The following is a 15,470-nucleotide window of genomic DNA, read 5'->3' as shown; positions in this document are numbered from 1 at the left end:
AGATTATGCTTTTCCGGCGCCTACAGTATCTTCCAACCAGGTTTTAAATTCTGCCCCCAGCGAATTGTGACGGAGACCGTATTCTACGAACGCCTGCATATATCCCAGCTTATTACCACAATCGTGGCTTTTACCTTTCATATGATAAGCTTCAACCGTTTCTTTTTCGATTAACATATCAATCGCATCGGTAAGCTGAATCTCATCACCGGCTCCCGGAGGCGTTTTCGCCAGCAGAGGCCAAATTTGCTCACTCAGCACGTAACGACCTACCACGGCCAGATTGGACGGTGCAACGTCGGCTTTCGGTTTTTCCACCACGCCAACCATCGGCACGCTGTCGCCTGGATTTAACGTAGCGCCTTTGCAGTCAACAACACCATAGGCGGTCACATCGGCAACCGGCTCAACCATAATCTGACTGGCACCCGTTTCGTCAAAACGTTTAATCATTTCAGCCAGGTTATCCTGGGAAAGATCGGATTCAAATTCATCCAGAATCACGTCCGGAAGAATTACCGCAACTGGCTCATTGCCAACCACCGGATGCGCGCACAGTACCGCGTGCCCCAACCCTTTCGCCAACCCCTGACGAACCTGCATAATAGTGACATGCGGCGGGCAGATGGACTGAACTTCTTCCAGCAACTGACGCTTAACGCGTTTTTCCAGCATTGCTTCCAGTTCGAAACTGGTATCGAAATGGTTTTCAATAGAGTTTTTGGATGAATGTGTGACCAGAACGATTTCCGTAATACCTGCAGCGATACATTCATTAACGACATACTGAATTAATGGCTTATCCACCAGCGGCAACATTTCTTTAGGAATTGCCTTGGTCGCTGGTAACATCCTGGTTCCCAATCCCGCTACCGGGATTACTGCTTTAGTCACTTTCGAATTTATTGCAGCCATTGAAATCTCCTGGACTGTTCAAACTATGAACATGTTCATGAATTAACTCGCGCCTGAGTATATCAGCACCCACCCATCAACCAGGTCTGAAAAGGACGCGCTTACATCTAATTAGGACAAATACGCATATTCTGCGGCGATAGTACCACCCGTTTAATCCGACGGGTAAATGTATCTGCAATGGATGACGCGATCGCTCATTCCGCACTCAACATTAAGCGCAGCCTTCCTCCAGCGCCCCACACCTGACATTGCCAGGAGTCGCAACGCTGGCTCAACTGGTTAAGATAAGTATTACCCAATGTGCCAAGCGGAACACCGCTGCTAATTTGAATATGGTGATCGCCAGTATTTAACGATGCATTAAGTCCAGCTGAAACTAATATCAGGTTTTTAAGATCGCAGTGGTAATAGCCCACCAGCAGCGGAAATTGCCCCGGCAAATTCGCCTGGCGCAAAAGCTGATTCACCTGTTTAAGTAACGCTCCCATTTCAGGCAAACGCTGACGCTGATGCGACAGTTGCTCCTGCAGCAGGCCGTTAAATAACGCCCGCAATAATAGTGCAGCCAGTACGCCGTTATTGCCCGCACGGGTAACATCCAGGCAGTAAAACGCGAGATCCTGAGAAGAAATAGGCGCAATATCCAGTACCAGCCCTGGATTTTCCGCTGAAACTAACTGGCGATAATTTACCCGACACCCGGAAAGCACCTGCTGTACTGGCGGCTGAAGTTCCTGCAACAGATTGGCTGCCGCCTGCGGATTACCTACCAGCGCGTCCCAGTCCTGGAACAAGCGTTCCTCTTCTTCGACGCGTGAGTTAAACATATTGGGATAAATACAGGCGAAGATAGTTTCTTTAAGGCGGTTGAAATCTTTCACCGGTTTTAGCACCACGTCCTGCACACCAAGACGCAGCGCTTTAGCGATGTCAGCCATATTTTCTGTTGCGGAGATCACCAGCACCGGGGTCTGATCGCCCTGATTACGTAAGGATTCGATCAGCATCAAACCATTCATGCGCGGCATCGCAAGATCGCAAATCATCAAATCAGGCTTATTTGTCGTCATCAACTCCAGAGCGTCCACGCCATCACCAGCCAGCAGCGTCGTCGCACCTAATGACAGAAGCCATGAATCCAGCAGCGAGCGGAAAACGGGCTCGTCTTCAACGATCAGTATTTGTTTTCCGGTTAACGGCTGCGTCATCTTTTCTCCCCTGCCTGACGATAGACTAATAGTGGCATGCTTCGCCAGGAATCGCCTGTCAGAATTTGCTGAACTCTTGTAAAAATAGTCACACTGATGTCCGCACCAGAGGCATCAATTCATCGATTTTCTTTTCAACCGCCAACTGACCAGCAGCAATGGCAACGTCCGCACGGTGAAAGTCTAGCGTCGATATTTGCGGGCAAACAGGCTGTAGCAAAATATCAGGGGGATCGCCTGCCATACGGTTGCGCTTAAGCCGGTTCTCCAGCACTTGAATAGAGGTACTCATGATCTCCATCGCAGTTGGCGCTGCCGGACGTTTGGGCGTAATGCGGCCCAGCCGCACGCGCAGACGCTCATGCCACGCTAACGTCGCTCCGACGGCGCTTTCTGTTTCATTTTGCGTGAGATTTAATGACATCAGATCCTGTTGCATCAAATGCGCATCGTGCTGTAAATCAACAGCAATCACGACATCCGCACCTAACGCACGGGTCAATGAAATGGGAACCGGGTTAACTACCGCACCATCAACCAGCCAGTAGCCATTATGCGCGACCGGCGACATAAGGCCAGGCATACTACAGGAAGCACGTACTGCATGATGCAGATTGCCGCTGGTGAACCAGAGTTCACGCCCGGTACTCAGGTTGGTCGCCACTGCGCCAAATCGCTTTTCGCACTGGCTGAATTCAGTAAACGGTAAAATCTGGCGATATTGATTGAATACGCGTTCTCCACGGAGCAAACCGCCGCGCTGCCATGAGACATCCATCAACCGCAGCACATCCCAGTAGCTAAAGGCACACACCCACGATTCCAGCGCCGACAGTCGCCCACAGGAATACGCCGCACCTACCAGAGATCCGATGGAACACCCTGCCACAATATCGATCTCAATGCCGGCACGTTCCAGGGCATTAATGACACCAATATGCGACCAGCCCCGGGCTGCGCCTGAACCGAGCGCCAGTCCTATTTTTATCGTTCTCATTACGCTTGTTCTACTTCCCCCGGCTTACTGTAGCCACAACGCTACGGCTCAGTTAACATATTGCTACCCTGGCGCAAACGCGCCGCTTTTATTGTTCCTGGAATGCTATTTTGTCTCAATCTTGCCCATGCGGTAGCGCTCTCGATTATAGCCTATGTTGTCAGCCTTATCTGTCTGGTACGCAGGTTGCGCCGGATCCGTCACGCCTGATGCGCTCGCGTTACACCGCTTTTGTTCTTCATCAGACCGAATACCTGATCAAAACCTGGCATCCCTCTTGCGAAGCTCATGCGTTCCGACAGCAAATTGAAGCCGGTTTTGCCGATACACACTGGCTGGGTCTGACAGTATTTGAGCATGCTGATGGCGTTAATGACAACGAAGGCTATGTCAGTTTTGCGGCACGCTTTCAGGAAAAGGGTAAAAGCGGCGCGATAATCGAACGTTCCCGATTCTTAAAGGAGAACGGCCAGTGGTATTATATTGACGGTACGCGTCCTCAGTTTGGCCGTAACGATCCCTGCCCTTGCGGGTCAGGTAAAAAATTCAAAAAGTGCTGCGGGCAATAAGCCGGGCATCACCTTATAGCAAACATTATCAACAGGATTTACCCGGCAATGCATTCATTACAACGTAAAATTTTGCGCACCATTTGCCCTGACCAGAAAGGCCTTATTGCGCGGATCACTAACATTTGTTACAAGCACGAACTGAACATTGTGCAGAACAATGAGTTCGTTGATCACCGCACCGGACGCTTTTTTATGCGTACCGAGCTGGAAGGTATTTTTAATGACGCCACGCTGTTAGCCGATCTTGATAGCGCGCTGCCGGAAGGCTCCATTCGCGAGCTGAACCCTGCTGGTCGCCGCCGCGTGGTCATTCTGGTGACAAAAGAGGCGCATTGCCTCGGCGATCTGCTGATGAAAGCCAACTATGGCGGGCTGGATGTGGAGATTGCCGCCGTTATTGGTAACCATGATACGCTGCGTTCCCTGGTCGAGCGCTTCGATATTCCGTTCGAACTGGTCAGCCATGAAGGGCTGACGCGTGAAGCGCACGACGCACTGATGGTGCAGGCGATTGAAGCCCACCAACCCGATTACGTGGTGCTGGCGAAATACATGCGAGTGTTGACTCCGGAGTTTGTTTCCCGCTTCCCGAACAAAATCATCAATATTCACCACTCGTTCCTGCCCGCCTTTATCGGTGCCCGTCCTTATCATCAGGCTTATGAGCGCGGCGTGAAGATCATCGGTGCAACTGCTCACTATGTGAATGACAATCTGGACGAAGGCCCAATCATTATGCAGGACGTCATTCATGTGGATCACACCTATACAGCAGAAGATATGATGCGCGCCGGTCGTGACGTCGAGAAAAATGTGCTGAGCCGTGCGCTGTACCAGGTTCTGGCGCAACGCGTATTTGTATACGGTAACCGGACGATTATTCTTTAATCATTAATAAAATGAATTGCCTGCGTTTACGCCATTACGTGCAAAAAGCAGGCAACCGATTCAGTTTTGGTATTTCAACGCTTTACAGCGGCGCGTCATTTGATATGATGCGCCGCGCTTCCCGAGATGGAAGCAGGCCAGTACGAAACTAGCTTTACCCCGTGGTGGGGTTCCCGAGCGGCCAAAGGGAGCAGACTGTAAATCTGCCGTCATCGACTTCGAAGGTTCGAATCCTTCCCCCACCACCATCTACTGCACATGCATCAACAATAAGTATTACCCCTGGTGGGGTTCCCGAGCGGCCAAAGGGAGCAGACTGTAAATCTGCCGTCATCGACTTCGAAGGTTCGAATCCTTCCCCCACCACCATCTTCAAAAACACTTTCCCAGCTTTTATCCAGTTCAATACCCGCATATTTTGCCGATCGGGGAAGGTCGAGAACCTTCAATTAAGGTTCGACTCGAGCAACGCGAGAGCGCGTTGCCGCAGGCAACGACCCGAAGGGTGAGGCGCTTTAGCGCCGAATAATCCTTCCCCCACCACCATCTTCAAAAACACTTTCCCAGCTTTTATCCAGTTCAATACCCGCATATTTTGCCGATCGGGGAAGGTCGAGAATCTTCGATTAAGGTTCGACTCGAGCAACGCGAGAGCGCGTTGCCGCAGGCAACGACCCGAAGGGTGAGGCGCTTTAGCGCCGAATAATCCTTCCCCCACCACCATTTAGATTGGCGGTAACCGCCGTTTAACCGGTGAACTCTTCACTATTGACGTATTACATTGCGCATACTCGGAAATCGTGTCGAGCAGTGCATCCAGTTGCTCGATAGAGTGCACAACCAACCGCATAACGAAACAGTCTTCTCCGGTGACCTTGTCATTTTCTATACACTCGGGCAACGCCTGAATCAGCTTATCCACTTTCTGCAGCATCCCGGGCAATGGCCTGACACGTACCAGCGCCTGTATGCGATAATCTAGCGCCGCGAGATTTACCCGCGCGCCATATCCCTCTATTACGCCCCGCTCCTCCAGCCGTTTAACCCGTTCCGCCGTGCTGGGTGAAGTGAGCCCTACGCGTGCGCTAAGCACTTTTAACGACTGGCGTGCATCTTCCGCCAGAGAGGCAAGAATGGCGCGGTCGATGTCATCAATAATGTAATCCATAATTTTCACCTAATTTATAAAGGCATTAACAATATCTTACCTTATATCCTCTCTGTAAAGCTGGCCGCTGATTTTCGACAATAAGCGCATCAACTTCAGGAGGTAATCGATGAAAACTATTCCAGAGGGTGCCTGGCAAATGAGCCTGGCGATGCTGATTTCCGGATCGATTGGTGCATTTGTCCTGCTCAGCGGGATGGCGGTGATTGATGTGGTTTTCTGGCGCTGCCTGATAGGCGCATTTACCCTTTTTCTGTTTATCCGCTTCAGCAAACAACCGCTGCGCCGCATCCCCCGCACAATATTACTTCTGGCCATTGCCGGGGGAGTTGCGCTGGTCATTAACTGGTTGCTGCTGTTCGCCGCTTACAGCCGAATTTCAATGGGGCTGGCGACGGTGGTCTACAACACGCAACCCTTTATGCTGGTGCTGATGAGTATGTTGCTCGGCGAACGCGTCACGCTGACAAAATGGGGGTGGTTGCTGCTGGCCTTTTCCGGCGTGGTGCTATTGCTGCTTAGCGAACTGCGCCATCCGAATGCGCAATGGCTGAGCGGGATGGCGATGGCGTTAGGCGCCGCGTTTTTCTATGCCCTGACAGCAATGATTGCCCGCCGTTTGCGTCAGTTGCCGGCGCAACATATTGCTCTGATTCAGGTACTGACCGGCGTAGTGATGCTGCTGCCGCTGGCGCATATTTCAGCCCCTGCCCAGCCTTTTTCATGGGCCATGGTATTAACGCTGGGGATCCTGCATACCGGCGTAATGTATCAGTTGCTTTATAGCGCGATTCAGAAATTACCCACGCCGTTAATTGGTTCCCTGTCGTTTATTTATCCGCTGGTTGCGATTGTTATTGATAACCTGCTGTTTGGCCATTCGCTCAGTCTCGTGCAAATGGCAGGTGGCGTGCTCGTTCTGCTGGCGGCCGCAGGGAATAATCTTGGCTGGGGTGAGCGTCGAAATGCCCCGGCAACACTCACCTCACGCTAATAAAAAACCCCGCAACGCGGGGTTTTTTATTAGCGACGAGCGCGAACGATCTGGTATTTCCGCGTCAGATACTCTACCGGCGCGCTCCAGATATGCACCAGGCGGGAGAACGGGAACAGCACAAACAGCGTCATTCCCAGCACTAAATGCATGCGGTAAATAAAGGCAACACCGTCAAGATGCGCAGAGGCTCCACCATGGAAAGTAACCACAGCCTGCGCCCAGCCGACCAGTTTCATCATTTCGCTGCCATCCATATGCTGAGCAGAGAACGGAATAGTCAATAAACCCAGCGTACACTGCACCATCAGCAGCGTCATGATCAGGATATCTGCCGTAGTCGACGTCGCACGGATGCGCGGATTGAACAGGCGGCGTTTCAGCAGCAACAAACCACCCACCAGGCACATCACACCGCTGGCACCGCCACCAATCATCGCCATCTTCTGTTTCACTTCGATCGGCAGGAATGATTCATACATCCAGTGCGGCGTTAGCATCCCGAGAAAATGGCCCGCGAAGATACCCAGAATACCCAGGTGGAACAGGTTCGAGGCGAGGTTCATCCCTTTGCGATCCAGCATCTGGCTGGAGCCTGCGCGCCAGCTGTATTGCCCATAGTCATAACGCAGCCAGCTACCAATCAGGAAAATCGCACCAGCCAGATAGGGATAGATGTCAAAGAAGAACATATTAAGGAAGTGCATTAGCGCTCTCCTCCTGTTGTGATATTCAGATATTGCGGTGCGACAGCCCCGGCAAATCGGCGCTGATGAGCAGTAATGTCAGAGTCGCCGCAGCCCTGTTCAGCAAAGAATTTCACCTGCTCCTCTTCCCACACGGCATCCAGCGCCTGCGGCGTATCGTCGCGCGCTTCAGCGGCAATTTTTTCCGCCACTTGCGCGTTATCCACCGCCGTTTTGCTCAGCGAAAGCAGTGCCTCAAACAGCGTGGCGTAATGGCTTTCACGCTGCTGCAAACGTGCCTGTAACAGCGCCAGGATCGGCGCGATATCCTGCAAACCGCCAATCGCTTCCGCCGGGGGAAGCTGCGCCAGATACTCCAGGTAGAGCGGCAGATGATCCGGCAATTCGCGGCTGTCGAGCAGCAAACCGTGGCGCTCATACTGTGCCAGCAGATCGACCATCGCCTGGCCGCGATCGCTGGATTCGCCGTGGACATGTTCAAACAGCAGCAACGACGTTGCGCGACCGCGATCAAACAGCTCGCTGTAAGTGGACTGCGCGTCCAGCAGATCCTGCGCCGTTAAATCGCGTAAAAAGATCCCGACCTGCTGCGCATCGGCTTTCGCCAGATTTTCGCCGGAGGCCAGCGCATCAAACAGCTCCTGCTGATGCTGCCACAAGGCAGCATCCGGGTACTCCAGCAAACGGGAAATAACCACCAGTTCAATCATGGGTGCGGCTCCGTTTTAACTGTGACATCCACCGCATCAATGCGGCGACTGTTGAACAGGTTGAATTTGCTGTCTGAACCGTGGCAACCATCGCCAAAGCTGAAGCCACAACCGCTTTTCTCCGGGAACGCTTCACGCGCCAGCTCGCGATGGCTGGACGGCACAACGAAACGGTCTTCGTAGTTGGCGATTGCCAGGTAACGATACATCTCCTGCGCCTGCTCTTTCGACAGCCCGACTTCTTCCAGCGCGCGGGTATCTTCGATGCCTTCAACCGTTTCTGCACGTTTAAAGTGGCGCATCGCCAGCATGCGTTTCAGCGCCAGCAGCACCGGTTCGGTGTCTCCGGCCGTCAACAGGTTCGCCAGGTACTGCACCGGAATGCGCAGGCTCTCGACGTTCGGCAGAATGCCATTGCTGCCCAGTTCCCCCGCATCGGCTGCGGACTGGATCGGCGACAGAGGCGGTACGTACCACACCATCGGCAGCGTGCGATATTCCGGATGCAGCGGCAGCGCCAGTTTCCAGTCCATCGCCATTTTGTAGACCGGTGATTTCTGCGCCGCGTCAATCACGCTTTGCGGCACGCCATCGGCCAGCGCCTGCGCGATCACCGCCGGATCATGCGGATCGAGGAACACATCAAGCTGGCGCTGGTACAGGTCTTTTTCGCTTTCGGTGCTGGCGGCGTTTTCAATCGCATCCGCGTCATACAGCAGCACGCCAAGATAACGAATACGGCCAACGCAGGTTTCCGAACAAACGGTCGGCATACCCGCTTCAATACGCGGATAACAGAAAATGCACTTCTCGGATTTGCCGCTCTTCCAGTTGAAGTAGATTTTTTTGTACGGGCAACCGGTGACGCACATACGCCAGCCGCGACATTTATCCTGATCGATTAGCACAATGCCGTCTTCTTCACGTTTGTAGATCGCGCCGCTCGGACAGGTCGCAACGCACGCCGGGTTCAGGCAGTGCTCGCACAGACGCGGCAAATACATCATGAAGGTGTTTTCGAACTGGCCGTACATCGCTTTTTGCAGGTTGGCGAAGTTCTGGTCTTTGCTCAACTTATCAAACTCACCGCCCAGATCGTCTTCCCAGTTCGGACCGGCGGTGATTTTGTTCATCCGCTGGCCAGTAATCAACGAGCGCGGACGTGCAATCGGCTGATGTTTGCTTTCCGGCGCGTTATGCAGGCGCTGATAGTCGAAATCGAACGGCTCGTAATAATCATCAATCTCCGGCAGATGCGGGTTGGCGAAGATCTTACCGAGCAGCAGCGCACGGTTGCCCATACGCGGTTGCAGTTTGCCGTTGATTTTGCGGATCCAGCCGCCCTTCCATTTTTCCTGGTTTTCCCAGTCGGTCGGGAAACCGGTGCCCGGCTTGGTTTCAACGTTATTGAACCACGCGTATTCCACGCCTTCACGGCTGGTCCAGACGTTTTTACAGGTCACAGAACAGGTATGACAGCCGATGCATTTATCGAGGTTCAGCACCATGCCGACTTGTGAACGAATTTTCATTTTGCGCTCTCCTGTACCTGGTCATTGCCTTCGCCATCCAACCAGTTGATATTTTTCATCTTACGCACCACCACAAACTCATCGCGGTTGGAACCCACTGTCCCGTAGTAGTTGAAGCCATAAGCCAGCTGGGCATAGCCGCCGATCATATGCGTCGGTTTCGGGGTAATACGGGTAACCGAGTTATGGATACCGCCGCGCTGCCCGGTAATTTCTGACCCCGGCAGGTTCACGATACGTTCCTGCGCGTGGTACATCATGGTCATACCGGATGGCACACGCTGGCTCACCACCGCACGCGCTGTCAGCGCACCGTTGCTGTTGAACACTTCGATCCAGTCGTTATCCGCAATACCCATCTCTTTGGCATCAACATCGCTGAGCCATACCACCGGGCCGCCGCGACCCAGCGTCAGCATCAGCAAGTTATCGCTGTAAGTGGAGTGAATGCCCCATTTCTGGTGCGGCGTCAGGAAGTTGAGCGCTTTTTCCTTGTAACCATTAGGTTTCACGCCCATCACCTCTTTCACCGAACGGGTGTCAATCGGCGGACGGTACACCAGCAGGCTTTCGCCGAAGTCGCGCATCCATTGATGATCCTGATACAACTGCTGGCGGCCGGAGAGCGTACGCCATGGGATCAGCTCATGTACGTTGGTATAACCCGCGTTGTAAGAGACATGCTCATCTTCGAGGCCGGACCAGGTCGGGCTGGAGATAATTTTGCGCGGCTGCGCCTGGATATCGCGGAAACGAATCTTTTCGTCTTCTTTATTCAGCGCCAGGTGCGTATGGTCGCGACCGGTAAATTCACTGAGCGCTGCCCACGCTTTCACGGCCACGTTGCCATTGGTTTCCGGTGCCAGCGTCAGGATCATCTCTGCCGCATCAATCGCCGTATTCAACATCGGCTGGCCTTTCGCCGGGCCATCCGCTTTGGTGTAGTTGAGCTTACGCAGCAGATCCATTTCGCTCTGGGTATTCCAGGCGATACCTTTGCCGCCGTTACCGATTTTTTCCATTAACGGGCCAATCGAGGTAAAGCGTTCATAGGTTGCCGGATAATCACGTTCGACCGGAATGATATGCGGCGCGGTTTTACCCGGGATTAGATCGCATTCGCCTTTTTTCCAGTCCTGCACGCCCAGCGGCTGCGCCAGCTCTGCGGCAGAATCGTGCTGGATCGGCAGCGTCACCACGTCCGTCTCTTTGCCCAGGTGGCCGACGCACAGCGCGGAAAAAGATTTGGCGATACCTTTGTAAATCTCCCAGTCGCTTTTGGATTCCCACGCCGGATCGACAGCGGCTGAAAGCGGATGAATAAACGGATGCATATCCGAGGTATTCATATCGTCTTTTTCATACCAGGTTGCCGTTGGCAGCACGATATCGGAATAGAGGCAGGTGCTCGACAGGCGGAAATCCAGCGTCACTACCAGATCCAGTTTGCCGTCGAGACCGTTATCACGCCATTCCACCTCTTCCGGCTTCACGCCGCCCTGCTTGCCAAGATTTTTGCCCTGAATACCGTGTTCGGTGCCCAGCAAATACTTGAGCATAAACTCATGACCTTTACCGGAAGAACCGAGCAGGTTGGAGCGCCAGATAAAGAGGTTACGCGGATGGTTTTTACCGTTTTCCGGCTGTTCCGCCGCAAAGCGCAAAGAACCTTCTTTCAAGGATTTCACCGTGTAATCCACGGCGCTCATCCCGGCTTTTTCCGCTTCAGCGGCGATGCGCAGCGGGTTAGTGCCTAACTGCGGGGCAGACGGCAGCCAGCCCATACGTTCAGCACGCACGTTAAAATCGATCAGATGGCCGGTATAGCGGGATTTATCCGCCAGCGGCGACAGGAATTCCTGTGCTGTTACCGTCTCATAACGCCACTGGCTGGAGTGATTATAGAAATAAGAGGTGCTGTTCATATGGCGCGCCGGACGCTGCCAGTCGAGAGCAAACGCCAGCGGCTGCCAGCCGGTTTGTGGACGCAGTTTTTCCTGGCCAACATAGTGTGCCCAGCCGCCGCCGCTCTGCCCAACGCACCCGCAGAAGATCAGCATGTTGATAATGCCGCGATAGTTCATATCGAGGTGATACCAGTGGTTCATCCCGGCACCGATAATCACCATTGAACGTCCATGGGTTTTGTCGGCGTTATCAGCGAACTCGCGGGCGATGCGGATAATTTGCGCCTGCGACACACCGGTGATTTTCTCTGCCCACGCCGGAGTATAGGCTTTAATTTCGTCGTAACGGGTCGCGCAGTTTTCATCATCCAGACCGCGATCCAGACCGTAGTTGGCGAGCGTCAGATCGTAGACGGTCGCTACCCGCGCGGTAGAACCATCTGCCAGTTGAATGCGTTTTACCGGCAGTTTGTGCAGCAGGATATTCTCCAGCGAAACGCCGCTAACATGCTCGCTGCTTTCGCCGCCGAAATACGGAAAACCAACCTGCGCCACATCGTCGTGTTTACCGAGCAGGCTCAGATTCAACTCTACGTCAGCGCCATTGCCGCCGTCGCGTTGTTCAAGGTTCCATTTCCCTTTCTCCCCCCAGCGGAAGCCAATGGAGCCGTTCGGCGCAACCAGGTTGCCATCGTTATCAAGGGCGACGGTTTTCCATTCCGGGTTATTTTGCTGGCCCAGCGCATCCACCAGATCGGCGGCGCGCAACATACGTCCTGCAGCGTAATAACCGTCGCGCTCCTCGAGCATCACCAGCATCGGCATGTCGGTATAGCGACGCACATAATCGGTGAAATACTGGCTCGGTTTGTCCAGATGGAATTCACGCAGCATGACATGGCCCATTGCCAGCGCCATCGCGGCATCGGTGCCCTGTTTCGGCGCCAGCCACAAATCGCACAGCTTGGCGATTTCAGCGTAATCCGGCGTTACAGCAACGGTTTTGGTGCCTTTGTAACGAACTTCGGTAAAGAAGTGCGCATCCGGAGTACGGGTTTGCGGCACGTTAGAACCCCAGGCGATGATGTAGCTGGAGTTGTACCAGTCAGCGGATTCCGGTACGTCAGTCTGTTCGCCCCAGGTTTGCGGCGAGGCTGGCGGTAAATCGCAATACCAGTCGTAGAAGCTGAGGCAGGTGCCGCCGAGCAATGAAAGGTAACGCGCACCGGAAGCATAAGAGACCATCGACATCGCCGGGATCGGCGAAAAGCCTGCCACGCGGTCCGGGCCGTAGGTTTTAACGGTATAAACGTTGGATGCCGCAATCAGCTCGTTCACTTCCTGCCAGGAAGAACGCACAAAACCACCGCGGCCGCGCGCCTGTTTAAAGCTTTTCGCTTTATCGGCATCTTCAATGATGGAAGCCCAGGCATTCACCGGATCGGCATGTTGCGCTTTCGCTTCACGCCACAGTTTAATCAGGCGTTTACGCATCAGCGGATATTTCAGGCGGTTAGCGCTGTAGAGATACCAGGAGTAACTCGCGCCACGCGGGCAACCACGCGGTTCATGGTTAGGCATATCCGGGCGAGTGCGCGGGTAGTCTGTCTGTTGGGTTTCCCATGTGACCAGCCCGTTTTTAACAAAGATCTGCCAGCTACAGGAACCAGTACAGTTCACGCCGTGGGTAGAGCGAACGATTTTGTCGTGCTGCCAGCGGCTACGGTATCCATCCTCCCAGTCCCGGTTGGTGTTTAAGAACTGGCCGTGCCCGTCGGCAAAGGTTTCGCCTTTCTGTTTGAAGTAGCGAAACCGGTCCAGGAATTTACTCATCGGGGTTCTCCTGTTGGAGCCTGTATGGCTCTCTTGCTAAATCGACATTGCTGCATTTGCCGCGACGGTAACCCTCGCAAAGACAAAGAGAATTGATGGCGATCAAGCCCTCAGGGCTTCACAAAAGCAGCAAAAAAGAGAATTACTCCCAAAGGGTTAGTAATTTCTGTTTTTTAATCGACTGATAAATAAGAGTTTTTATGAAAGAAGTGCAGAATTGTCTCTACTTTTCCAGAGTGCCAGGTATTAAGGGGTAGATGTCCTGGTTGACCCCTTGCGCACGAAAGCTCCCGTAGCAGGCTGAAGTAAATTGAATAGTATGTTGTAACTATATTCTGAATAAAAAAAAGCGCGGCTTTCACCGCGCAAGATAATCAACAAGTTTTCATTTTATTGTTTTTTACGCCCGTATATCGCCCAGGTGATCACAACGCAGGCAATATAGAACACGAGAAATACTTTCATTGCGCCAGCCGGAGAGCCGGTTAATGCCAGTGAAGTCCCAAACGCTTTCGGAATGAAAAAGCCGCCAATCGCACCAATTGCGGAGATAAACCCAAGCGCCGCTGCCGTTTCTGTCGCCGCTTCACGCATGGCTTCACTCTCGTTGCCGCCGCGTTTTTGGACGCGTTCCATGGTCATTTTGCGGAAAATAACCGAGATCATCTGGAAAGTAGAACCACTGCCGAGACCCGCCGTCAGGAACAGCACCAGGAAGACGCAGAAAAAGGCAATAAAGTTACCGCCAGTCCCTTCTGTGGGTAAGGTCAGGAACAGCGCCGCGCTGAAAATGGCCATCACCACAAAGTTCACCAGCGTGACTCGCGTGCCGCCGAGGCGATCGGAGATCGCGCCGCCAGCCGAACGCGCCAGCGCGCCAATCAATGGGCCGAAGAAAGCAAAATGCAGGATCTGTACATCCGGAAACTGCGTTTTCGACAGCATGGCGAAACCGGCTGAAAAACCGATAAACGAGCCGAAGGTTGCCAGATAGAGGAAGCTCATGATCCACAAGTGGCTGCGTTTCAGTACCGGCAATTGCGCGCGCAGTGAGGCCTTAGAGGTCGCCAGTTCGTTCATGCCGAACCAGGCCGCCAGCGTAAAGAAGGCCAGCAGCGGAACCCAGACCCAGGCCGCGTTTTCCAGATACAGAATTGAGCCGTCCGGCTGAGCCGCGCCCGCACCACCAAAAGCGGCAAAAATGGAAAAAGAGACGGCCAGCGGCGCAATCAATTGCATCACGCTGACGCCCAGATTGCCCAACCCACCGTTGATCCCCAGCGCGCCGCCCTGCTTCTGTTTCGGGAAGAAGAAGCTGATGTTCGCCATGCTGGAAGCAAAGTTTGCTCCGGCGAAACCGCACAGCAGCGAGATAATAATAAACGTACTAAAAGACGTGGTCGGATCCTGCACGGCAAAACCGAGCCATACACAAGGAATAATCAAAATCCCGGTACTGAAGGCCGTCCAGCGACGACCGCCGAACACCGGTACCATAAAAGAGTACGGAACACGGAGCAGCGCGCCGGAAACAGAGGGCAGCGCCGTCAGCATAAAGAGCTGGTCGGTGGTAAACTTGAAGCCCACTTTTGGCAGGTTAACAGCGACGGCGCTGAACAGCATCCAGACGCAAAACGCCAGAAGCAGGCAAGGAACGGAAATCCACAAGTTACGGCTTGCAATCGCATGTCCCTGCTGTTGCCAGAAAACCGGATCTTCCGGGCGCCATTCGGTAATAACCCGTGATGACGAACCTTTTTCCGGGATGGATGAGTGCTGCATATACACCTCTGTTGATCGGTTTGATGCCTGCCACCATAGTTTTTGCAGCGCCAGGTAAGTTGATATAAATCAAAGGAAAAGCAGCGCTTTCTACGCCCCAAAATTCACCATGCTCATTAGTGAGTAGGCATAACATACAAAAAAGGTGTGGTTTTTCACGGCCATCGCCGCTACCACGCAGATTGTTCCCACGTTGGTCGACACGCTGGCAATAAAGAGGTAATCCTTTAGAGGTATGGGTATACCCCAGGCGA

General features: G+C 53.4%; 12 protein-coding genes, 2 tRNA genes and 2 other RNA genes. 7 read left to right on the top strand and 9 right to left on the bottom strand.

What is annotated here, in order from left to right; genetic code table 11:
- Positions 1–3: 3 nt before the first annotated feature.
- From galU to rssA, 3 genes are all read right to left on the bottom strand, one after another.
- Entirely contained in the window at positions 4–915 is a 912-nt protein-coding gene (gene galU, locus CWM66_RS12190; RefSeq protein ID WP_035885501.1) for a UTP--glucose-1-phosphate uridylyltransferase GalU, read from the bottom strand.
- Between the two features lie 197 nt (positions 916–1,112).
- Positions 1,113–2,126 (bottom strand): two-component system response regulator RssB, encoded by a 1,014-nt coding sequence (rssB, locus tag CWM66_RS12185; RefSeq protein ID WP_072439828.1) that lies wholly within the window; start codon positions 2,124–2,126, stop codon positions 1,113–1,115.
- A gap of 88 nt (positions 2,127–2,214) precedes the next feature.
- Entirely contained in the window at positions 2,215–3,123 is a 909-nt protein-coding gene (rssA, locus tag CWM66_RS12180; protein WP_107146704.1) for a patatin-like phospholipase RssA, read from the bottom strand.
- A gap of 110 nt (positions 3,124–3,233) precedes the next feature.
- Here rssA and CWM66_RS12175 point away from each other — a divergent pair, with 110 nt between their 5' ends.
- The 6 genes from CWM66_RS12175 to CWM66_RS12150 all read left to right on the top strand — a co-directional run bounded on the left by CWM66_RS12175 (position 3,234) and on the right by CWM66_RS12150 (position 5,306).
- Positions 3,234–3,692: a YchJ family protein gene (locus CWM66_RS12175; protein ID WP_072000353.1), complete on the top strand. Its 459-nt coding sequence runs from the start codon at positions 3,234–3,236 to the stop codon at positions 3,690–3,692.
- A gap of 48 nt (positions 3,693–3,740) precedes the next feature.
- The gene (purU, locus tag CWM66_RS12170; RefSeq protein WP_007371883.1) at positions 3,741–4,583 is read left to right on the top strand and encodes a formyltetrahydrofolate deformylase; all 843 of its coding nucleotides are present in this window, start codon (positions 3,741–3,743) and stop codon (positions 4,581–4,583) included.
- Positions 4,584–4,746: 163 nt separating this feature from the next.
- Positions 4,747–4,831, top strand: a tRNA-Tyr gene (locus CWM66_RS12165).
- Between the two features lie 36 nt (positions 4,832–4,867).
- Positions 4,868–4,952, top strand: a tRNA-Tyr gene (locus CWM66_RS12160).
- A gap of 45 nt (positions 4,953–4,997) precedes the next feature.
- Positions 4,998–5,129, top strand: a non-coding RNA gene (locus tag CWM66_RS12155) — RtT sRNA.
- Between the two features lie 45 nt (positions 5,130–5,174).
- Positions 5,175–5,306, top strand: a non-coding RNA gene (locus CWM66_RS12150) — RtT sRNA.
- 1 nt (position 5,307) lies between these two features.
- Here the strand turns inward: CWM66_RS12150 and CWM66_RS12145 are convergent.
- Entirely contained in the window at positions 5,308–5,751 is a 444-nt protein-coding gene (locus CWM66_RS12145; RefSeq protein WP_007371882.1) for an Lrp/AsnC family transcriptional regulator, read from the bottom strand.
- Positions 5,752–5,860: 109 nt separating this feature from the next.
- On the opposite strand from CWM66_RS12145, the gene CWM66_RS12140 reads away from it, so the two are divergent.
- Entirely contained in the window at positions 5,861–6,745 is an 885-nt protein-coding gene (locus CWM66_RS12140) for a DMT family transporter (protein WP_107146703.1), read from the top strand.
- 29 nt (positions 6,746–6,774) lie between these two features.
- Here the strand turns inward: CWM66_RS12140 and narI are convergent, their stop codons facing one another.
- The 5 genes from narI to CWM66_RS12115 form a co-directional block, all read right to left on the bottom strand.
- Positions 6,775–7,452, bottom strand: a complete 678-nt coding sequence (narI, locus tag CWM66_RS12135) for a respiratory nitrate reductase subunit gamma (RefSeq protein ID WP_007371880.1) — start codon at positions 7,450–7,452, stop codon at positions 6,775–6,777.
- Positions 7,452–8,162: a nitrate reductase molybdenum cofactor assembly chaperone gene (gene narJ, locus CWM66_RS12130; RefSeq protein WP_107146702.1), complete on the bottom strand. Its 711-nt coding sequence runs from the start codon at positions 8,160–8,162 to the stop codon at positions 7,452–7,454. Before narJ ends, narI begins: the two co-directional genes overlap by 1 nt.
- Positions 8,159–9,694 carry a nitrate reductase subunit beta gene (gene narH, locus CWM66_RS12125; protein WP_007371878.1) on the bottom strand — a complete coding sequence of 512 codons (1,536 nt, stop codon included), beginning with the start codon at positions 9,692–9,694 and terminating at the stop codon, positions 8,159–8,161. The genes narJ and narH overlap by 4 nt, the downstream gene beginning before the upstream one ends.
- On the bottom strand, positions 9,691–13,434 hold the full coding sequence (locus CWM66_RS12120; protein ID WP_107146701.1) for a nitrate reductase subunit alpha: 3,744 nt from the start codon (positions 13,432–13,434) through the stop codon (positions 9,691–9,693). The genes narH and CWM66_RS12120 overlap by 4 nt, the downstream gene beginning before the upstream one ends.
- 390 nt (positions 13,435–13,824) lie before the next feature.
- A complete protein-coding gene (locus tag CWM66_RS12115; RefSeq protein WP_035889829.1) occupies positions 13,825–15,216 on the bottom strand; it encodes a NarK family nitrate/nitrite MFS transporter in 1,392 nt (463 codons plus the stop codon).
- Positions 15,217–15,470: the final 254 nt, after the last annotated feature.

It is taken from the genome of Kosakonia sp. H7A, assembly GCF_003028445.1.
GTDB lineage: Bacteria > Pseudomonadota > Gammaproteobacteria > Enterobacterales > Enterobacteriaceae > Kosakonia > Kosakonia radicincitans.
This window is presented reverse-complemented; position numbering and strand designations above follow the sequence as displayed.